At 69.6% G+C, this 18,436-nt stretch carries 17 protein-coding genes; 7 read left to right on the top strand and 10 right to left on the bottom strand.

From position 1 onward, the window contains the following. Positions 1 to 86: 86 nt before the first annotated feature. The 9 genes from ndk to QM019_RS09680 form a co-directional block, all read right to left on the bottom strand. A complete protein-coding gene (gene ndk / locus QM019_RS09720) occupies positions 87 to 500 on the bottom strand; it encodes a nucleoside-diphosphate kinase (RefSeq protein ID WP_282852811.1) in 414 nt (137 codons plus the stop codon). Between the two features lie 39 nt (positions 501 to 539). Continuing rightward, on the bottom strand, positions 540 to 983 hold the full coding sequence (locus tag QM019_RS09715) for a DUF4233 domain-containing protein (protein ID WP_282852810.1): 444 nt from the start codon (positions 981 to 983) through the stop codon (positions 540 to 542). Between the two features lie 2 nt (positions 984 to 985). Beyond that, on the bottom strand, positions 986 to 2,596 hold the full coding sequence (locus tag QM019_RS09710) for a bifunctional folylpolyglutamate synthase/dihydrofolate synthase (RefSeq protein WP_282852808.1): 1,611 nt from the start codon (positions 2,594 to 2,596) through the stop codon (positions 986 to 988). After that, positions 2,593 to 5,850, bottom strand: a complete 3,258-nt coding sequence (gene ileS, locus QM019_RS09705) for an isoleucine--tRNA ligase (RefSeq protein ID WP_282852807.1) — start codon at positions 5,848 to 5,850, stop codon at positions 2,593 to 2,595. The genes QM019_RS09710 and ileS overlap by 4 nt, the downstream gene beginning before the upstream one ends. 217 nt (positions 5,851 to 6,067) lie before the next feature. After that, a complete protein-coding gene (locus QM019_RS09700; RefSeq protein ID WP_282852806.1) occupies positions 6,068 to 6,901 on the bottom strand; it encodes a hypothetical protein in 834 nt (277 codons plus the stop codon). Continuing rightward, on the bottom strand, positions 6,898 to 7,551 hold the full coding sequence (locus QM019_RS09695) for a response regulator transcription factor (RefSeq protein ID WP_282852805.1): 654 nt from the start codon (positions 7,549 to 7,551) through the stop codon (positions 6,898 to 6,900). Before QM019_RS09695 ends, QM019_RS09700 begins: the two co-directional genes overlap by 4 nt. Continuing rightward, entirely contained in the window at positions 7,539 to 8,048 is a 510-nt protein-coding gene (locus QM019_RS09690) for a sensor histidine kinase (RefSeq protein ID WP_282852804.1), read from the bottom strand. Before QM019_RS09690 ends, QM019_RS09695 begins: the two co-directional genes overlap by 13 nt. Then, on the bottom strand, positions 7,951 to 8,556 hold the full coding sequence (locus QM019_RS09685; RefSeq protein WP_282827389.1) for a hypothetical protein: 606 nt from the start codon (positions 8,554 to 8,556) through the stop codon (positions 7,951 to 7,953). The genes QM019_RS09690 and QM019_RS09685 overlap by 98 nt, the downstream gene beginning before the upstream one ends. Before the next feature lie 143 nt (positions 8,557 to 8,699). Then, positions 8,700 to 9,215, bottom strand: coding sequence for a TetR/AcrR family transcriptional regulator (locus QM019_RS09680; protein ID WP_282827387.1), 516 nt, complete (start codon positions 9,213 to 9,215; stop codon positions 8,700 to 8,702). A 73-nt stretch (positions 9,216 to 9,288) separates the two neighbouring features. Between QM019_RS09680 and QM019_RS09675 the strand changes: the two genes are divergently transcribed. From QM019_RS09675 to QM019_RS09645, 7 genes are all read left to right on the top strand, one after another. Then, positions 9,289 to 9,741, top strand: a complete 453-nt coding sequence (locus QM019_RS09675) for a hypothetical protein (protein WP_282852803.1) — start codon at positions 9,289 to 9,291, stop codon at positions 9,739 to 9,741. 14 nt (positions 9,742 to 9,755) lie between these two features. After that, the gene (locus tag QM019_RS09670) at positions 9,756 to 10,229 is read left to right on the top strand and encodes a hypothetical protein (RefSeq protein ID WP_282852802.1); all 474 of its coding nucleotides are present in this window, start codon (positions 9,756 to 9,758) and stop codon (positions 10,227 to 10,229) included. Between the two features lie 59 nt (positions 10,230 to 10,288). Next, positions 10,289 to 11,926, top strand: a complete 1,638-nt coding sequence (locus tag QM019_RS09665; protein WP_282852800.1) for an ABC transporter substrate-binding protein — start codon at positions 10,289 to 10,291, stop codon at positions 11,924 to 11,926. A 3-nt stretch (positions 11,927 to 11,929) separates the two neighbouring features. Next, a complete protein-coding gene (locus tag QM019_RS09660) occupies positions 11,930 to 12,934 on the top strand; it encodes an ABC transporter permease (RefSeq protein WP_282852799.1) in 1,005 nt (334 codons plus the stop codon). Further along, on the top strand, positions 12,931 to 13,794 hold the full coding sequence (locus QM019_RS09655; RefSeq protein ID WP_282852798.1) for an ABC transporter permease: 864 nt from the start codon (positions 12,931 to 12,933) through the stop codon (positions 13,792 to 13,794). Before QM019_RS09660 ends, QM019_RS09655 begins: the two co-directional genes overlap by 4 nt. A 67-nt stretch (positions 13,795 to 13,861) precedes the next feature. Continuing rightward, positions 13,862 to 15,463 carry an ATP-binding cassette domain-containing protein gene (locus QM019_RS09650; RefSeq protein ID WP_282852797.1) on the top strand — a complete coding sequence of 534 codons (1,602 nt, stop codon included), beginning with the start codon at positions 13,862 to 13,864 and terminating at the stop codon, positions 15,461 to 15,463. Positions 15,464 to 15,613: 150 nt separating this feature from the next. Continuing rightward, on the top strand, positions 15,614 to 17,449 hold the full coding sequence (locus QM019_RS09645) for a phosphoenolpyruvate carboxykinase (GTP) (protein ID WP_282852796.1): 1,836 nt from the start codon (positions 15,614 to 15,616) through the stop codon (positions 17,447 to 17,449). Positions 17,450 to 17,985: 536 nt separating this feature from the next. On the opposite strand, the gene QM019_RS09640 is transcribed toward QM019_RS09645, so the two are convergent. Continuing rightward, positions 17,986 to 18,351 (bottom strand): hypothetical protein, encoded by a 366-nt coding sequence (locus QM019_RS09640; protein ID WP_282852795.1) that lies wholly within the window; start codon positions 18,349 to 18,351, stop codon positions 17,986 to 17,988. Positions 18,352 to 18,436: the final 85 nt, after the last annotated feature.

Genomic DNA, 18,436 nt, shown 5'->3' with positions numbered 1-18,436 from the left:
CCCCCCACCCCCCCCGGGGGGGGGCCCCCCGCCCTCGGGGGGGGGCGGGGGCCCGGGCGCCACCATTCGGGTTGGCGCGAGCAGCGTTACTTGAACCAGATGCCGAGCTCGCGCTCGGCCGACAGGGTCGAGTCCGAGCCGTGCACGATGTTCTCGATGACGGCCTTGCCCCAGTCGCGACCGAGGTCGCCGCGGATCGTGCCGGGCGCGGCGGTCGTCGGGTTGGTGGCACCGGCGAGCGAGCGGAAGCCCTCAACGACGCCGTTGCCCTCAACGCGCACGGCGACGGTCGGGCCCGACATCATGAACTCGACGAGCGGCTCGAAGAACGGCTTGCCCACGTGCTCCTCGTAGTGCTCGGTGAGCAGCTCGCGGGTGGCGCTCACGTAGCGGAGGTCGGTGACGACGTAGCCCTTGCGCTCAATGCGGGCGATCACCTCGCCGATGAGGTTGCGGCGAACGGCATCGGGTTTCACGAGAACGAGGGTCTGTTCGGTCATTCCTGCTCCTATTCGTTGCAGCGGATATCGCTGTCGACGTTAGTCGGTGGTGGTTGCGGCGCGCGGGGCGCCAGTGTCGTCAAGCGGGGCGCCGGTTTCGTCAATCTCGCCCGCCGCGAGGGCGCGTTCGAACTCGGCGATGACGGGGGCACGCTCGGCGTCGATTTTGCCGCCGCGGATCATGCAGAACAGCCAGACGGCCAAGAACAGCCCGCCGACGATGAACACGATCGAGTCGAGGAACCCGCCGAGGGTGAGCAAAACCTGCAGCCCGAGCACGTACCAGCGACCCCAGTTGAACCGCAAGAAATACACGCCGGCCACAAACGCGAGCACGAACACTGCCCCGCCACCAAGCGCGGTGCCGGCGGGCAGCGCGCGCAGCCCGAACAGCGCGAGGGCGACGAGCGCGACCGAGATCACCTCGAACGCAATGAGAATCGAGCCGAGCTGCTCGGTGACGGTGCGATACCTTCGCGCCACGCCTACTCCCCCGTGTCTTCTGGCGGCAACTTCCAGCCGCCCTCGTGCGCGAGCGCGTACGCCTCGCCGATGAGCGTGATCGAGCCGGTCACGAGCACGCCGGCCGACTGCGGCAGTCCGTGGTCGTCCTCGCCGAGCTCGAATGCGGCGGCCTCGGCTCGTGCCTGCAGCAGCGCATCCTCAGACCGGTCGATGACGCGCACCTGCTTCTGCTCGGCGAGCTCCTCACCGAGCACGTCGCGCACCATTTCGGCGAGGTCGTAGGCATCGATCGCGCGCGGCGAGTCGGACTGCGTCACGATGATGCGATCGGCGATCGTCGCGAGCGGGCGCACGATGCCCTCGACGTTCTTGTCTTCGAGCACGGCGAGCACGAGCGTGAGCTGGTCGAAGGCATACGTCTCGGCGACGGCCTGCGCCAGGTGTGCCGCCCCGTGCGGGTTGTGCGCGGCATCGATGACGACGGCCGGGGATGCACCAACCAGCTCGAGCCGGCCGGGCGAGAGCGCCTCGGCGATGCCTGCCTCGACGTTCTCGGCGAGCAGCTCGCGCTCGCCGCCAAAGAATGCCTCGACTGCCGCGAGCGCGAGCGCCGCGTTGTGGGCCTGGTAGTCGCCCGCGATCGCGAGCGGCAAGTCGTCGTACTGCCCAGAGAGGCCCCGCACCGAGATGAGTCGGCCGCCGACCGCCATGTGGTCGGCGGTGACGGCGAAGTCGGTCGGCTCGACGTAGAGCTTCGCCTCGAGCCGCTCGGCTGCCGCGGCGATTTCGGCGGCGGCCTCGGCGGGCTGCGCGGCCGACACGACCGAGGCGCCGGGCTTGATGATGCCCGACTTCGTGCGCGCGATCTCGGCGACGGTCGAGCCGAGGCGGCCCGTGTGGTCGAGCGAGATCGGGGTGAACACCGACACCGAGCCGTCGGCGACGTTCGTCGAGTCCCACTCTCCGCCCATGCCGACCTCGACGACGGCGACGTCGACCGGCGCATCCGCGAAGCACGCGAACGCGAGCACCGTGAGGGCCTCGAAGAACGTCAGGCGAACCTCGCCGGCCTCCTCGAGCTCGGCGTCGACGATCGCGAGGAACGGCTCGATGTCGCGCCAGTTCGCGACGAGGCGTTCGTCGGAAATCGGCGCGCCGTCGATGCCGATGCGCTCGTTGAGTCGCACGAGGTGGGGGCTCGTGAGCACGCCGGTGCGCAGCCCGTGGGCGCGCAGCAGCGACTCGGTGATGCGCGCGGTCGACGACTTACCGTTCGTGCCGGTGACGTGAATCATCGGCCACGCGCGGTGAATGTCGCCGAGCAGCTCGCACGCGCGCCGCGTGGGCGCGAGCCGCGGCTGCGGCTGGCCCTCGCCGACGCGCTCCATGAGCTCGTCGAAGACGGCGTCGGCCTCCTCGCGCCAGTCGGTCTGCTCGAGGCGGCGGCGCTCCTCGGCCTCGCGGTCGCTGAGGCGCACCTCCTCGGCGGCAAAGTCGTCGGCGAAGTCGGTGTCGAAGTCGAGGCCGTCGTCGAACGGCGCCCCGCCAAGCAGCTTCGCGATGTCTTCGGCGGTCAGCTCTTCTTCGGGGAGGTTGTCGTCGGACTCGTCGCGATTGCGGTCATCGCTCATGCCTTCTCCAGTTCAATCTCGAGGGCACCGTAGCTGTGAGCCACGGATGCGCGCGCCGGGTCGGGCGCGGCGCCGCCCGTGATCTCCAGGCTAGTGGCGAGCGTCTCGCCCGCGAGCAGATCGCGGTTCGCCTCGAGCGAAGCCACCGACGCGTCGTCGGCGCGCAGGCGCAGGCGGATGCGGTCACTCACCTCGAGCCCGGCGGCCTTACGAGCATCCTGCACCGCGCGCACGGCATCGCGGGCCGTACCCTCGGCGGCAAGCTCGCCGGTCACCTCGGCGTCGAGCACGAGGATGCCGCCGTTCGGCAGCAGCCCGAGCACGTCGGTGCCCTGCGAGTCGGCGACCTGGAGGTCGACCTCGTACTCGCTCGGCTCGAGCGCGATGCCGCCGGCGACGACGTTGCCCTCGTCATCTTGCTGCCAGTCGCCCGACTTCGAGCCCTTAATGGCCTGCTGCACGAGCTTGCCGATGCGGGGCCCGGCGGCGCGCGCGTTCACGCGCAGCACGCGCGAGACGCCGTAGGCCGCGGCGGCCTCGTCGGTGCGCGGCTGCAGCAGCACCTCGCGCACGTTGAGTTCGTCGGCGACGATCGACGCGAAGCCCTCGAGCTCGCCCGCGCGCTCGGTGAGCACGGTGAGGCGGTGCAGCGGCAGGCGCACGCGCAGCTGGTGCTGCTTGCGCAGGGCCTGGCCGGCCGAGACGATCTCTCGCACCGCATCCATCGACGACACGAGCTCGACGTCGGCGGGGAACGCGTCGGCGTCGGGCCAGTCTTCGAGGTGCACCGAGCGGCCGCCGGTGAGGCCCTTCCAGATCGTCTCGGTGACGAACGGCGCGAGCGGCGCGGCGACGCGGCAGAGCGTCTCGAGCACCGTGAAGAGCGTGTCGAACGCGTCGCGGTTCGCCTCGGCGTTGTCGCCCTCGAGGCCCTCCCAGAAGCGGTCGCGCGAGCGGCGCACATACCAGTTCGTGAGCACCTCGGCGAAGTCGCGCAGGCGCTGGGTCGCGTTCGAGGCGTCGAGCTCGTCGAGGTCGGCCTGCACGCCGCGCATCGTCTCGCCGAGCTTCGCGAGGATGTACCGGTCGAGCACGTGCTGCGAGTCGGCGCGCCACTGCGCCTCGTACCCCGGCGCATCCGGCCCGTTCGCGGTGTTCGCGTAGGTGGTGAAGAAGTAGTAGGTCGACCACAGCGGCAGCAGGAACTGCCGCGTCGACTCGCGGATGCCCTCTTCGCTCACGATGAGGTTGCCGCCGCGCAGCACCGAGCTCGACATGAGGAACCAGCGCATCGCGTCGGAGCCATCGCGGTCGAACACCTCGTTCACGTCGGGGTAGTTGCGCAGCGACTTCGACATCTTGCGGCCGTCCGAGCCAAGCACGATGCCGTGCGAGATGACGTTCGAGAACGCCGGGCGGTCGAACAGCGCGGTCGAGAGCACGTGCATCATGTAGAACCAGCCGCGTGTCTGCCCGATGTACTCGACGATGAAGTCGGCGGGCGAGTGCGTGTCGAACCACGGCCCGTTCTCGAACGGGTAGTGCACCTGCGCGAATGGCATCGAGCCCGAGTCGAACCACACGTCGAGCACGTCGGGGATGCGGCGCATCATCGACTTGCCGGTCGGGTCGTCGGGGTTCGGGCGCACGAGCTCGTCGATCGCGGGGCGGTGCAGGTCGGTCGGCCGCACCCCGAAGTCGCGCTCGAGCTCGTCGAGCGAGCCGTACACGTCGACGCGCGGGTAGTTGTCGTCGTCGCTCTTCCACACGGGAATCGGCGAGCCCCAGTAGCGGTTGCGCGAGATCGACCAGTCGCGGGCGCCCTGCAGCCACTTGCCGAACTGGCCATGCTTCACGTTCTCGGGCACCCAGGTGATGTCTTCGTTGAGCTCGACCATGCGGTCGCGGAACTCGGTGACCCGCACGAACCAGCTCGAGACGGCCTTGTAGATGAGCGGCTGCTTGCAGCGCCAGCAGTGCGGGTACGAGTGCACGTACGACTTCTGCTGCACGAGCCGGCCGCGCGCCTTGAGCTCCTGCACGAGCGGCTTGTTCGCGTCCTGCCAGTTCAGGCCGGCGACGAGCGGCACGTCGGCGAGGTACTTGCCGCCCGCGTCGAGCGAGAGGATGGTCGGGATGCCCGCGGCGTCGTTGAGCCGCTTGTCGTCCTCACCGTAGGCGGGCGCCTGGTGCACGATGCCCGTACCGTCGCTCGTCGTGACGTAGTCGTCGACGAGGAACTGCCAGGCCCTCTCGGTGCCCCACTTCGCGGTGTCGGTGTAGAAGTCGAACAGCGGCTCGTAGGTGACGCCGGCGAGATCGGCGCCGAGCACGCGCGCGGTCGACGCGGCCGCCGCATCCTCGGCCTTCTCGTACCCGAGCTCTTTGAGGTAGGCGGGGATGCGCGCCTCGGCGAGCAGGTAGGTGGCCGAGCCGTCGGCGGTCGGCACCGCGAGGTAGACGATGTCGGGGCCGGCGGCGAGCGAGGCGTTCGTCGGCAGGGTCCACGGCGTCGTCGTCCACGCGAGCGCCGAAACGCCCTCGAGGCCGAGCTCGGATGCGCGGGCGCCGGTGAGCGGGAACGACACGGTGACCGTGTTGTCCTGGCGATCCTGGTAGACGTCGTCGTCCATGCGCAGCTCGTGGTTCGACAGCGGCGTCTCGTCGTTCCAGCAGTACGGCAGCACGCGGAAGCCCTCGTAGGCGAGGCCCTTGTCGTAGAGCTGCTTGAACGCCCAGATCACCGACTCCATGTAGGTGATGTTCAGCGTCTTGTAGCCGTTGTCGAAGTCGACCCAGCGGCCCTGGCGCTCGACATAGTCCTGCCACTCCTGCGTGTACCGCAGCACCGATTCGCGCGCCTCGCGGTTGAACTCCGCGACGCCCATCTCTTCGATCTCGTCCTTCGTCGTGATGCCAAGCTGCTTCATCGCCTCGAGCTCGGCGGGCAGCCCGTGGGTGTCCCAGCCGAAGACGCGGTTGACCTGCTTGCCGCGCATCGTGTTGTAGCGCGGGAAGACGTCCTTCGCGTAGCCCGTGAGCAGATGCCCGTAGTGAGGCAGGCCGTTCGCAAACGGCGGGCCGTCATAGAACACCCACTCCTCGGCACCCTCGCGCTGATCAATCGACGCCTGGAAGGTGTTGTCGCTGCCCCAGAACTTGAGCACCTGCTGCTCGAGGTTCGGGAACGAGGGCGATGCGGGCACATCGGCGCCGAACGCCGAGGCGGAGGACTTGGGGTACGTCGCGCTCATATGGGTGGTCTCCTGCAGATGACTGGTTTGCCAGGCCCAGGGGCGCTTTCGCGCGGTACCACCCCGATTGCAGCGTGCGCTGCCACTTCGTTACGGCTGTTTCGGGCCTACCCGTTCGGTTCTACTTGGCCGCGGGCGGCCGTTCTTCCGAAGACTCCCCGTTGATGGCGGATCATCGTCACTGCGGCCAAGTCTAGCCGCCGGCGGGCGGCCGCCGCTACCAGGACTCGTCGCCCCAGACGAACGATTCCTCGGGCAGCGGGTCGCCGATCGTGATCGCGTTCGGCGCATCCGCATCGACCTGGTAGCCGACCTGGCCGAAGCGCTCGACGAGCCAGTCGGGCGCGGTGAGGGCGAGCGGCGTCGACTGGGGCAGCCCCGCCAGGGTGAGGAAGTCGACGTCGAGCGTCGCCCGCTCGGGCGCGACGCCGGCAAAGTTCACGTCGACCGACGCCGCCGAGGCCGTGAGCGAGCGAATCTCGCCGCGTGCGCTGAACGTCGCGGTCGGTCCAGCGAGCTCGAGGGTGTCGATGTCGCCCCGCACGTCGGCCCAGCCGGGGCCGGTGACCGTGACGCTCACTCGCTCGGCGTCGGTGTTGAGCCAGAGGTTGGCGTCGTCGGCGAGCGACGCGGTGATCTCGAGCCCCGCCGCCATGTCGCTCGGCAGCAGCAGCACGCCGGTCGCCATGGCATACCCGTCGCTCCGCCACGGCATCGGCTCCTGCTCGGTCGAGGTGATGCGCAGCGTGCCCTCTGCCGACGTGTCGACCTCGAATGGCCCCTGACCGTCGATGCCGGTGCCGTACACCTCGAGCGTCGGCCGCTTGATCTCGTTGTCGCGCTCGACCGAGAGCGTCGACACCGTGCCGAGTTCGAGCTCGATGTGCTGCACCACGGGCAGCTCGACGGTGCTCGTCACGTCGAACTCGCGGGATGCGCCATACGCCGAGACACCGGCGATCGTCGCGCCGGCGAGCACGATCAGGATGCCGACGGCGGCGAGGATGCGCGCGGCCCAGCCTGCGCGCGGGTGAATGGCGGGAGTCATCATGGCTGCCTCGCTTCGACCTCGAGATACGTGAGCACGGCCTGCACCCGGAGGTTGCCCGCGCGGTCGGTCGAGAGGTCGAGCCTCTGGAAAATCTGCGCGCTGAACTTCTCGACGGCGCCGTTCGACACGAACAGCTGCGCCGCGATCTCGGCGTTCGAGCGGCCCTGCGCCATGAGCCCGAGCACCTCGCGCTCGCGCGGCGAGAGCGCCGCGAGCCGGTCGTCGTTCGTGCGCCGCGCGAGCAGCTGGGCAATCACATCCTCGTCAAGCACGTGCTCGCCGGCGTGGATGCGCTCGAGCGCGTCGAGGAACACGTCGATGTCGGCGACGCGGTCTTTGAGCAGGTAGCCGAGCCCGGCGCCGGGCTGGCGGATGAGCTCGGTCGCGTAGCGCTCCTCGACGTACTGCGAGAGCACGAGCACCGGGAAGCAGGGGCGCTCGCGCCGCAGCTCGAGTGCCGCGAGCACGCCCTCGTTCGTGAACGTCGGCGGCATGCGCACGTCGAGCACCGCGATGTCGGCGTCGGCCGCCGCCTCGGTGAGCCCGCGCGCATCCGACAGCGTCGCGACCACCTCGTGGCCGGCCTCCTGCAGCAGGCGCACGAGGCCCTCCCGCAGCAGCGCGTGGTCTTCGCACACTACGACGCGCATGGCACCATCACCTCAATCTCGGTCGGGCCGCCAGCGGGGCTTGAAAAGACCATCGAACCACCCGCCGCGGCGACGCGTTCGCGCACGCCTTGCAGGCCGCCGCCCGGCGTGAGCTGCGCCCCGCCGTGCCCGTTGTCGCGAATGTCGGCGCGCAGGCCGTGCTCGCTGCGCCAGATGCGCACGTCGATGTTCGTCGCGCCCGAGTGCTTCATCGCGTTCGTCACCGACTCGGCGACGGCGAAGTAGACGACGAGCTCGGTCGTCACGTCAGCGCGGTCGCTGACCTCGTTGACGAGCCGCACGGGCACCGCGCTTGACGAGACGAGCGCCGAGAGGGCGGCGTCGAGGCCGCGGTCGCTGAGAATCGCGGGGCGCATGCCCCGCACGAGCGCGCGAAGGTCACCGATGCTCAGCTTCGTCGTGCGAATCGCCTCGTCGATGAGCTCCTCGGCCGCCGACGATGAGCCCGAGGCCGACGACGATCGCGCCGATCGCAACGCCGATCACGGTGCCCCGGTCCACCGGCACCGTGAACACGGCGACGACGTCCGAAGGGTGCGCGATCGCCCGCACGAGGTAGCCCACCCCGATGCCGATGGCCATCGCGAGCAGCAGCACCGCGGTGCCGGTGAGGACCGCGACGACGGCGTTTGCGAAGCCCCACCAGTTGCGCCGGTCGGCGAACTGCGCGAGCGTGCTCGCCGACACTGAGAACTCCTCGCCACTCCCGCCGCGGCGCACCGGATGCTCGGGCACGGCCAGGCCGTACGTCTCGCGTCCGAAGCGCTCCTGCACTCGCGCCGCGCCAGCGAGCACCCAGGGCGAGGCGACCGCGATCACCGCGAGCAACACGAGGGTCGCCGCGACGTACGCGAACGTCGTGCCGATCGCCCACCCCACCGATTGCGCGAGCACCAGCGCGGCGAACAGCATGCCGAGCACCACGGTGGCCTCGAGCACGAGGTGACCTGCCGACAGCAGCAGGCGCGCGGGGGTGATCTTCATGCCCGTAACGCTACGAGGCGGGGCGGGTGCCGCCAATGCAGTTTTCCCTACAGTAGACACAGCCCCTACAGTCGGCACAGGCCCGACGGTTGACACCGCCACTGCCGTTGCACCCGCACCGACGCTCGTCGCCGACGCGCGCGTTACTCGGCGCGCCACTGGGTGCCGAGCACCGCATCCATGCGCTCGGCGAGCGCGCCGCGGGTGACGCCGTCGCCGGCCCAGTCGACGAAGACGAGCACGACACCAAGCGCGCCCATCTCGGCGCGGATGCGCTCGCCCGCGTCCTGCGGGTGAGGTGCGATGTGCCGCACGAGTCGGCGCGCGCGGCTCAGCGCCGTCTCGGCGATGGCGTTCTGCGCGCCCATCGCCTCGGCGTGCGTGAGCGCGGCCGGCGGGCCCGCGACCTGCAGGCGCTCGACGACGTCGACCAGCGAGGTGCCCGCGTCCGCCGCCTCGTCGAAGGTCGACCAGAGCACGTCAGACTTCGCGGTGAAGTAGTTAAAGAACGAGGAGCGGCTTACGCCGGCGCGCGTCGCGATGTCGTTCACTGAAATCGCGTCCCACCCCTGCTCGAGGGCGAGTTCCCCCGCGGCCTCCTCGAGCGTGACGCGGCTCGAGGCCGCGGGACGACCGATGCGGCCCTTGCGCTGCGACATGCATGACTCCGTGTTCTCTCGTGTTCGTATGCGATGCTATCGGGCGCACCAGCATCACTTTTGGAGGAATACCATGCGCAGCGTTTCCCGCGCGCTGACCGGCCTCGCGGCCGGCATCTCGCTCCTCGCCCTCACGGCGTGCGGCGCCGTCGGCCCCGAGTCGGGCGGCGAGCGCGAGACGACGCAGCAGGCGGTTCCGAGCGAGATCACCTGCGCGAACATCGGCAGCGAGCTCGAGCGCATCGGCTCCGACCTCAGCACGGCGGCCGAGTCGGCGCTGACCGACCCGCAGGGATTCATTGCTGAGCTCCAGCAGCTCTCCGAGCGCGTCACCCAGCTCACCGACAGCACGACCGATCCCGAGCTGCGCACGCGCATGGAGGCGGTCGAGACCGCGATCGGCGAACTCGTGTCGAGCGTGTCGAGTGGCTCGGGGCTGAGCGATCTTGGCGAACTGCAGCAGCAGGCGCAGGAGGTTGGCGACGCCGTCACCGCGGTGAGCGACTACTGCAGCTCGGCGGCATAGGAAGATAGGGAGCAATGATTTCGTCTCGCCGCACCCTCACTGTCGTCGCCACCCTCGCCGCGACCGCCACGCTGCTCGTTGGCTGCAATGTCTCACCGCCCACCGGCGTCGTCGACGGCGGCACCGTTCTGCCGACGAACACGCACCCAGCGCCGACCTCGGTCTCGTGCGCGACGATCGAGAGCGATCTTGCCTACGCGAACCAGATCGTATCGGAGGCCGCGCAGAACTTCGGTGACGACCCGTACGCGACGCTCGACCGCATGCGCGTCGCGATCGGCTACATCGAAGACCTCCGCGATGTCGCGGAGGACGTCGAGCTCGAGGGGATGCTCAACGAGGTCGCGGTCGAGGGCGCCGACCTCGTCGACACGATCGAGCGAGTGATGGACAACGGCACGATTCTGCTCGAGTTCGACCAGATCGCCGACGGCGCCGACGCGGTGGAAGACCGCATCAACGACCTCGTCGACTACTGCCGCTTTTAACGCTCAGAGCGCAATTCGCCGTTTCTATACACGGTCTACAAACCGCTAGGCTGGGAGCTATGCCTGCTCCTCTTCGGCGTGCGCTCGCCGTGGCTACGGGTCTCGCGCTTCTTGCGCCCCTCGCCGCCTGCTCCGCACAAGCCTCCACCACCACCCTCGTCTACGCGACCGGCCAGTCGGAGCCCGATTGCCTCGACCCGCACGTCGGCGGCAACTGGCCTCAGGCCGAGCTTGGCCACCAGGTGCTCGAGTCGCTCTTCGCCCGCGACGACAACGGCGACATCGTGCCCTGGCTCGCCGAGTCCTCCTCGGTGAGTGACGACGGCCTCACGCTGACGGTGCCGTTGAAGCAGGGCATCGAGTTCTCCGACGGCACGCCGTTCGACGCGGATGCCGTGGTGGCGAACATGGAGCACGTGCGCGACCCCGACACGGCCTCGTCGACGGGCATCCTCGCCCTCGCGAAGGTCGACGAGATCGTCGCGACCGACGACTCGACCGTCGAGTTCCGCCTCAACACCCCCGACTCGGCGCTCACCGCATCCCTCGCCCAGACCTGGCTCGCGATCATGTCGCCCGCCGGCCTCGAGCGCGGGCAGGACGCGAACTGCGAGGACCCGATCGGCACCGGCTACTTCAAGGTCGACTCGTGGGAGCGCCAGAACCAGGTGACGCTCGTGCGCAACGAGACGCACCAGGCGAACATGCCGGGCGAGATTCTGCCCGACGAGGGCTCGCGCCTCGAGCGCCTCGAGTGGCGGTTCATCCCCGACGCCGCGACCCGCGCCGCCGCCCTGCAGGCGGGCCAAGTCGACGTGATCGACCAGGTGCAGCCCGACACCCTGAGCCAGCTCAGCGACGAGGCGGGCTACGAAACCGTCGTCGCGGCGCGCCCCGGCACGACCGCGCGCATCGAGCTCAACTCGACCCGCGCGCCGTTCGACGACCCGAAGGTGCGCGAGGCGTTCGCGGTGTCGACCGACATCGACGCGGCCGTCGAGTCGCTCTACTTCGGCACGCTCGACCGCGCCTACTCGCCGCTCTCGTCGGCGCTGCCCGAGGCGGTCGAGTCGTACGACGGCACCGACTTCTCGGCCGTGCTCGCGGCCGACCCCGACCGGGCGAACGAGCTGCTCGACGAGGCCGGCTACACCGAGCGCAACGACGATGGCATTCGCCTCAAGGACGGCGAGCCGCTCACCGTCAGCTTCCCGCTCTCGACAAACCAGTCGATTCCCGCCGAGGTCTCGCTCGTCGAGCAGATCGCCGCGTCGGCCGCGAAGATCGGCTTCGACGTGCAGATCGAACAGCTCGACATCTCTTCTTGGTACGCCGCGAGCGGCGAGTGGGACTTCGACGCGATCATCGCGCCGTACTCGAAGTCGTCGGCCGACGTGCTGCGCATCGTCTACCACTCCGACGGCAACACCCCCGCGCCGAGTGGCTACCATGCGAACAACACCGGACTCGCCGACGCCGACATCGACGCAATGCTCGACGAAGCCGGCTCGACGACCGATGAAACCGCCCGCGCCGAGCTCTACGCGCAGGTGCAGGCGTACCTCGTCGCGAACTACTATGTCGTGCCGCTCTACGACCAGACGGTGCAGTTCGCCTACCGCGACGCGGTGCAGGGTTTCCGCCTCGACCCGTCGCTCAACCTCGTCACGTTCACGAACGTCGTCATCGCCTCGTAGCACGTGACCGTCACCACCGACGCCCCATCGGCGGCGCCCACCCGGGTGCCGCCGACGGGGCGTTCGTGGCGACGCATCGGCCTGCGGGTCGCCGGCCGGCTCGTCGCGGCCGCGGTCGTCGTCTGGGCGGTCGTCACCTTTACCTTTTTCGCGGTGCGCGCCGTGCCCGGCGACCCGGTCACCGCGATTCTCGGCGGCCCCGGTTCGAACGCCTCGGAAGAGGCGATCGCGCAGGCCCGCGCCGACTTCGGACTCGACCTGCCGCTCGGGCAGCAGTACCTGAACTATCTCGGCCAGCTGCTGCGCGGCGACCTCGGCGAGAGCTACCGGCTGCACCGCGACGTCGCCGACGTCGTCGGCCAACTCGTACCCGGCACACTCGCGCTCGCCTCGCTCGCGCTCGTGCTCGGCTGGTTCTTTGCGCTCGGCCTCGCCTGGTGGTCGGTGCGCGGCGGCCGCGGCTCGGCGCTCGCCGCCGACTTCATCGGCATCATCGCTTCGGCGCTCCCCCCCTTCTGGCTCGGCGCGCTCCTTATTTCTTTGCTCGCGACCGGCCTGGGCCTGCCGGTCGCGATCTCGGGCCCCGGCTTCGGCGGCCTCATCGTGCCCGCCCTCACGCTCGCGCTGCCGCTCGGCGGCTACCTCGCGCAGGTCATGCGGGATGCCCTGGTCGCGACGCTCGAGGAGCCGTACGTGCTCGCGGCGCGGGCCCGCGGCGAGACCCGGGCCGGCGTGTTCCTGCGCCACCTGCTGCGACGCGCGGCGGTGCCCGCGATCGGCCTCACCGGCTGGGCCTTCGGCTCGCTCGTGTCGGGTGCCGTCGTCGTCGAGCAGCTCTTCGCGCGCCCCGGTCTCGGCCGCGCGCTCGTCGACGCGGTGCTCGCGCGCGACGTGCCAATGGTGCAGGGCGTGCTCATCGTCGTCGCGGTCGCCTATGTCGTCGTGACGCTCGCCACCGACGTGCTCGAGCGAGCCGTGTTGCCGCCGGCGAAGGAGGCCCGCGCATGACCGTGCCACCGATCACCGCCTCGATTCCCGCTCAGCGGCTGCGTGCATCCAGCCGCGGCATGCGCGCCGGCATTCTGCTCTGCCTCATCGTCGCCGCCTGGTACGTCGTCGCGGCCCTCGCGCCGCAGCTGCTCGCGCCGGGCAGCCCACTCGACATCGACCCGGCGCAGGCGTATCAGGCCCCGAGCCTCGCGCATCCGTTCGGCACCGACGAGTCGGGTCGCGACATCTATACTCGCGTTGTGCACGGCGCGGCCCGCTCGCTCACGATCGGCGTCGTCGCGACCGTGATCGGCCTCGCACTCGGCACCCTCCTCGCGCTTGTCGCGGCGTTCGGCGGCCGCGTCGGCGACTGGCTCTCGACGCGGCTCGTCGAAACGCTCTACGCACTGCCGGGCATCCTGCTCGCGCTGCTGCTGCTCTCACTCACGGGCCCCGGCGTCGTGCCCGCGACGATCGCCGTCGGCCTCGCGACCGCGCCCGGCTACGCCCGGATGCTGCGCTCGCAACTGCTGCGCGTGCGCGAGTCGGGTTACGTCGAAGCCGACCGGATTCTCGGACGAAGCTGGGGCTGGCGGCTGTGGCACACCGTGCTACCGAACGCGTTCGCGCCGCTGTTCGCACTCGCGACACTCGGCATCGGCCAGGCCGTCGTCTGGGCCGCCGCGCTGAGCTACTTGGGCCTCGGCGATCCGCCGCCGAGCGCCGAATGGGGCGCCATGCTCAACGCCGGAGCGACGTATCTGCCGGCCGGCGGCTGGTGGATGTCGGTGTTCCCTGGCGCCGCGATCGCGCTCGTCGCCGTCACCGGCACGCTGCTCGGCCGCTTTGTCGAGGCCGAGGCGAGGAGATCGCGATGACGCTTCAAGTTCAGGGCCCGCTGCGCCGCTTTGGCCGGTGTGTCGAGGCCGAGTCGAGGAGGCCGCGATGACGCTCGAAGTTCAGGGCCTGCGCATCGGCTTCGGCAGCGGCGCCGACGCCCGCGAGGTCGTGCGAGGAATCGACCTGCGCATCGCGCCCGGCGAGGCGCTCGGCCTCATCGGCGCGTCGGGCTCGGGCAAGTCGCTCACCGCAAAGGCCCTGCTCGGGCTCGTCACCTCGTCGGCGCCCGACGCGCGCGTCACGGCCGAGAGGCTGCGGCTCGGCGACACCGATCTGCTCGAGCTGCGCGAGGCCGGCTGGCAGCGCCTGCGCGGCCGTCGCGTCGCGCTCGTGCTGCAGGATGCGCTCGGCTCGCTCGACCCCGCGCGCACGATCGGCGCCGAGCTCGCCACCGCAATCACCACCCACGACCGCCGCCTCAGTCGCGCCGCCGTGCACGAACGCTCCCTCGAACTGCTGCGCCGCGTCGGCCTGCCCGAACCCGAGGTGCGGCTGCGCCAGCGCGCCGTGCAGCTCTCGGGCGGCCAGCGACAGCGCGCCCTCATCGCGACCGCGATCGCCCACGAGCCCGAGCTGCTCATCGCCGACGAGCCGACGACCGCGCTCGACGCGAGCGCGCGCCGCGAGCTCCTCGCCCTGCTCCGGGAGCTCGCCGACGCGGGCATGGGCATCCTCTTCGTCTCACACGACCTCGCCTCGGTGCAGCTGCTCTGCGAGCGCGTCGCGGTGATCGACGCAGGCGAGATCGTCGAGACCGGGCCGACCGCGCGCATCCTCACCGCCCCCGAGACGCCGCCGGCCCGCGCCCTCGTCGAGGCGCTGCCCCGGCCACCCGATGCTCGCCCGGACGCTTCGACAGAGCTCGTACTGCGCGCCGAACACCTCGCTCGCAGCTATGCGCGCCCCGACGGCAGCCGCTTCACCGCGCTCGACGTCGACGACCTCGAGCTGCATCGCGGCGAGACGCTCGGCGTCGTCGGCGCCTCGGGCTCGGGAAAGTCGACCCTCGCCCGCGAGTTGCTCGCACTCGAGCCGCCCGAGCGAGCCGATGCGCGCATCCTCCTGGGCGAGTTCAGGTGGCAGCCCGCGAGCGAGCGGACCCGCCGGCCCGAGCGCCACCGCATCGGCCTCGTGTCGCAGGATCCCCTCGCGAGCTTCGACCCGCGGCTGCGCGCCGGGCAGATTCTCGCGGATGCGCACAGCCGAGGCCGCTCGCGCCGCGTCGGTGCCCAGCACGACGAGTTGGTGCGGATGCTCGAGGAGGTCGGGCTCGGCGCTCAGCACCTCGGCGTGCGCCCGAGCCGCATGTCGGGCGGAGAGCGCCAGCGGCTCGCGATCGCGCGGGCCCTCGCGGCCGACCCCGAGGTGCTCATTTGCGACGAAGCGGTATCGGCGCTCGACGCGACGGTTCGTCGGCAGGTACTCGATTTATTGCAGCGCGTGCAAGAATCCAGACAACTTAGCGTCGTGTTCATCTCGCACGATCTCGACGTTGTGGGCGAAATCGCTGACCGTGTCGCGGTCGTCGAGGCGGGCTCGGTTGTTGAATCAGGCCCCACCAGCGGTTTGTTTTCAGCCCCGAAACATCGGGCCACGCGCCGTCTGCTCGGCTTCGAGGCCTCGTCGAAAAACTACGACAGAACGTAGTTATCCTTGGCCCGCCCGCCAACTCTTGTGTGCGATATGCGTGCAATACTGATTTGAACAACCTTCGCCCCGTGCCTCGCGCCCATAGTCGGGATAGCTGAGGCCATCAGGTGAAAGAGCCCCAATCGGCCAAATGAAAGTTGCTTTGCCATGACGACCCATGCGCCAGTCACCGCCGCTGACATTGAACAGCTGTCGGCCAACCCAGAGGTCAACGAATGGGTGGTGAAGGTCGCCGAGCTCGCAAAGCCCGACCGCGTCGTTTGGGCGGATGGTTCGCAAGAGGAGTATGACCGCATCGCCGCGGAGCTCGTCGAACAGGGCGTGCTAATCAAGCTCAACCCGGAGCTGCGCCCGAACTCGTACCTCGCGCGCTCCGACGCTGCGGACGTCGCCCGCGTCGAGAGCCGCACGTTCATCTGCTCCGAGAAGGAAGAGGACGCCGGCCCCACGAACAACTGGCGCGCACCCGCCGAGATGCGCGCCGAGCTCGATGGTCTGCTCGACGGCTCGATGCGCGGCCGCACGATGTACGTCGTGCCCTTCGCAATGGGCCCGCTCGGCGGCAAGATCACGCAGTACGGCGTTGAGATCACCGACTCGCCCTACGTCGTGCTGTCGATGGCACTCATGACCCGTTCGGGCGCCGAGGCGCTCAGCTACATCCGGCCCGAGGGTGAGTGGGTCAAGGCGCTGCACACGGTCGGCTACCCGCTCGTCAGCGCCGACGGCGTCGAGCGCAGCGACGTCATGTGGCCCTGCAACGACACGAAGTACATCACCCACTTCCCCGACGACCTCGAGATCATTTCGTACGGCTCGGGCTATGGCGGCAACGCGCTGCTCGGCAAGAAGTGCTTCGCGTTGCGCATCGCCTCGGTGATGGCTCGCGACGAGGGGTGGATGGCCGAGCACATGCTGCTCATTCAGGCCACGAGCCCCGAAGGCAAGAAGTACACCATCTCGGGGGCGTTCCCGTCGGCCACCGGCAAGACGAACCTCGCCATGATGCGCCCGAAGCTCGACGGTTGGAAGGTCGAGACCATCGGCGACGACATCGTCTGGATGCGCCCCGGCGAAGACGGCCGCCTCAACGCGATCAACCCCGAGTTCGGCTTCTTCGGCGTCGCCCCCGGCACCGGCTGCTCGACGAACCCGGTCGCGATGGAAACGATCCGCGAGAACGCGATCTTCACGAACGTCGCGCTCACCGACGACGGTGACGTGTGGTGGGAGGGCATGACCGACGAGGCGCCCGCGCACCTCACCGACTGGCAGGGCAACGGGTGGACCCCCGCATCCGACCTGCCCGCCGCACACCCGAACGCGCGCTTTGCCGTGCGCGCCGAGCAGTGCCCGACCATCTCGCCCGACTGGGAGGCGACCGACGGCGTGCCCGTCGACATCATCCTGTTCGGTGGCCGTCGTCGCACCAACGTGCCGCTCGTCTACCGTTCCAAGAGCTGGGAGCACGGCTGCTTCCTCGGCGCTACGCTCGGCAGCGAGCAGACCGCCGCGGCCGAGGGCCCGGTGGGCGTGCTGCGCCGCGACCCCTTCGCCATGCAGCCCTTCACCGGCTACCACATGGGCGACTACTGGGCGCACTGGCTCGAGATGGGCGAGACGCTCGGCGACAAGGCGCCCGCGATCTTCCAGGTCAACTGGTTCCGCCGCGACCAGGACGGCAGCTTCCTCTGGCCGGGCTTCGGCGAAAACATCCGCGCCATCAAGTGGGCCATCGAAGCCCTCGAGGGCAAGGCCACCCCGGTCGAGACCCCGATCGGTCTGCTGCCCGAGATCTCCGACATCGACGTGAGCGGCCTCGACGTGAGCAACGAGCAGCTGCAGGCGCTCTTCGATGTGCCGACCGCGGGCTGGGTCGAAGAGCTGCGCAAGACCGACGAGTACTTCGCGTCGATCGGCGACCGTGTGCCCGCGCAGCTGCACGAGCAGCTCAGCAAGGTGCGCGCCGGCTTCGCCAACTAGTCACCACAACGAAGAATCCCACCTGCGCAGCCTCGGCTGCCGGGTGGGATTTTTTTGTGTGGTCTGGTTCGGGGTTCGCGGGTCGTGATGAGCGTTGACGCAAGCCATTAGCGGTCTACGGCTAATGGCTGACCGTAACGCGCATGGATGCGCCTTCGGTCATCGAGTGCTGTCTTGGCACAGCGGGCGGCCGGAGAGAAGCGGGCCCGAAGGCAGGGACGGTGGATGCGGCGCGCGTCGTTGCGGCGCGGGGCGGGGCGGGGTGAGACGGGTGGGCGCTCGCGCTAGGCGAAGAAGCGCGTGGCCTCGTCGCTCACGTCAATCGGGGGGTACCAGGTGAGTGCCGCCATCGGGATGGCGACGGCGAGTTCTTCGCAGTACTCGTAATCAACTTCGCCCATGATGCTTCCTCGGGTTCGGGGGTGGTGCGTCCGCGCCGTCGTGACGCGATCTGGGAATTGGATGCGCGAGGCGCGCGAAAAGTTCCCGAGTCCCGGGTATCCGTTGAATCTGCGGCGGTGGACTGCCATGCGCCCCTACTCCCCCTCAACCTTGGCGACAAGTTCGCGGTCGCGGGCCGCCCCGAACAGCATGACGGCGGGGAAACACACCGTGAGCGCGGCGACGAGGTAGGTAATCAGCACCCAGGCCGACTTCGGCCGCTCGGCCGACGTGCTGTTGTTGGCGGTGAGGATAAGGACGACAACGACGGCCGCGATGGTGAGCCAGGTCGGCAGGGCGGGGCCGCCGCCGAGGTACATCTGCGGGTTGAAGAACTCGGTGACCGAGATCGAGCGGATGCGCTCACCAGTACCTTCGGCGAGACCGATCGCGGTGAGCGGCATTCCCGCCAGCGCAATGACGATGCCGAGCCCGGTCGCGTAACCAATCAGAGTTCGCATGGTTCTCAGGATATGTACACCGGGCAAACTTGCGGTAACGCGTCGCACATCCCTGCACCCGCCCGCCTCGCGGGCTGGGCCGTTT

It is taken from the genome of Gulosibacter sediminis, from assembly GCF_030011715.1.
Classification (GTDB): Bacteria; Actinomycetota; Actinomycetes; order Actinomycetales; family Microbacteriaceae; genus Gulosibacter; species Gulosibacter sediminis.
The sequence above is the reverse complement of the archived record's forward strand: the minus strand, read 5'-3'. Positions and strand labels throughout refer to the sequence as shown.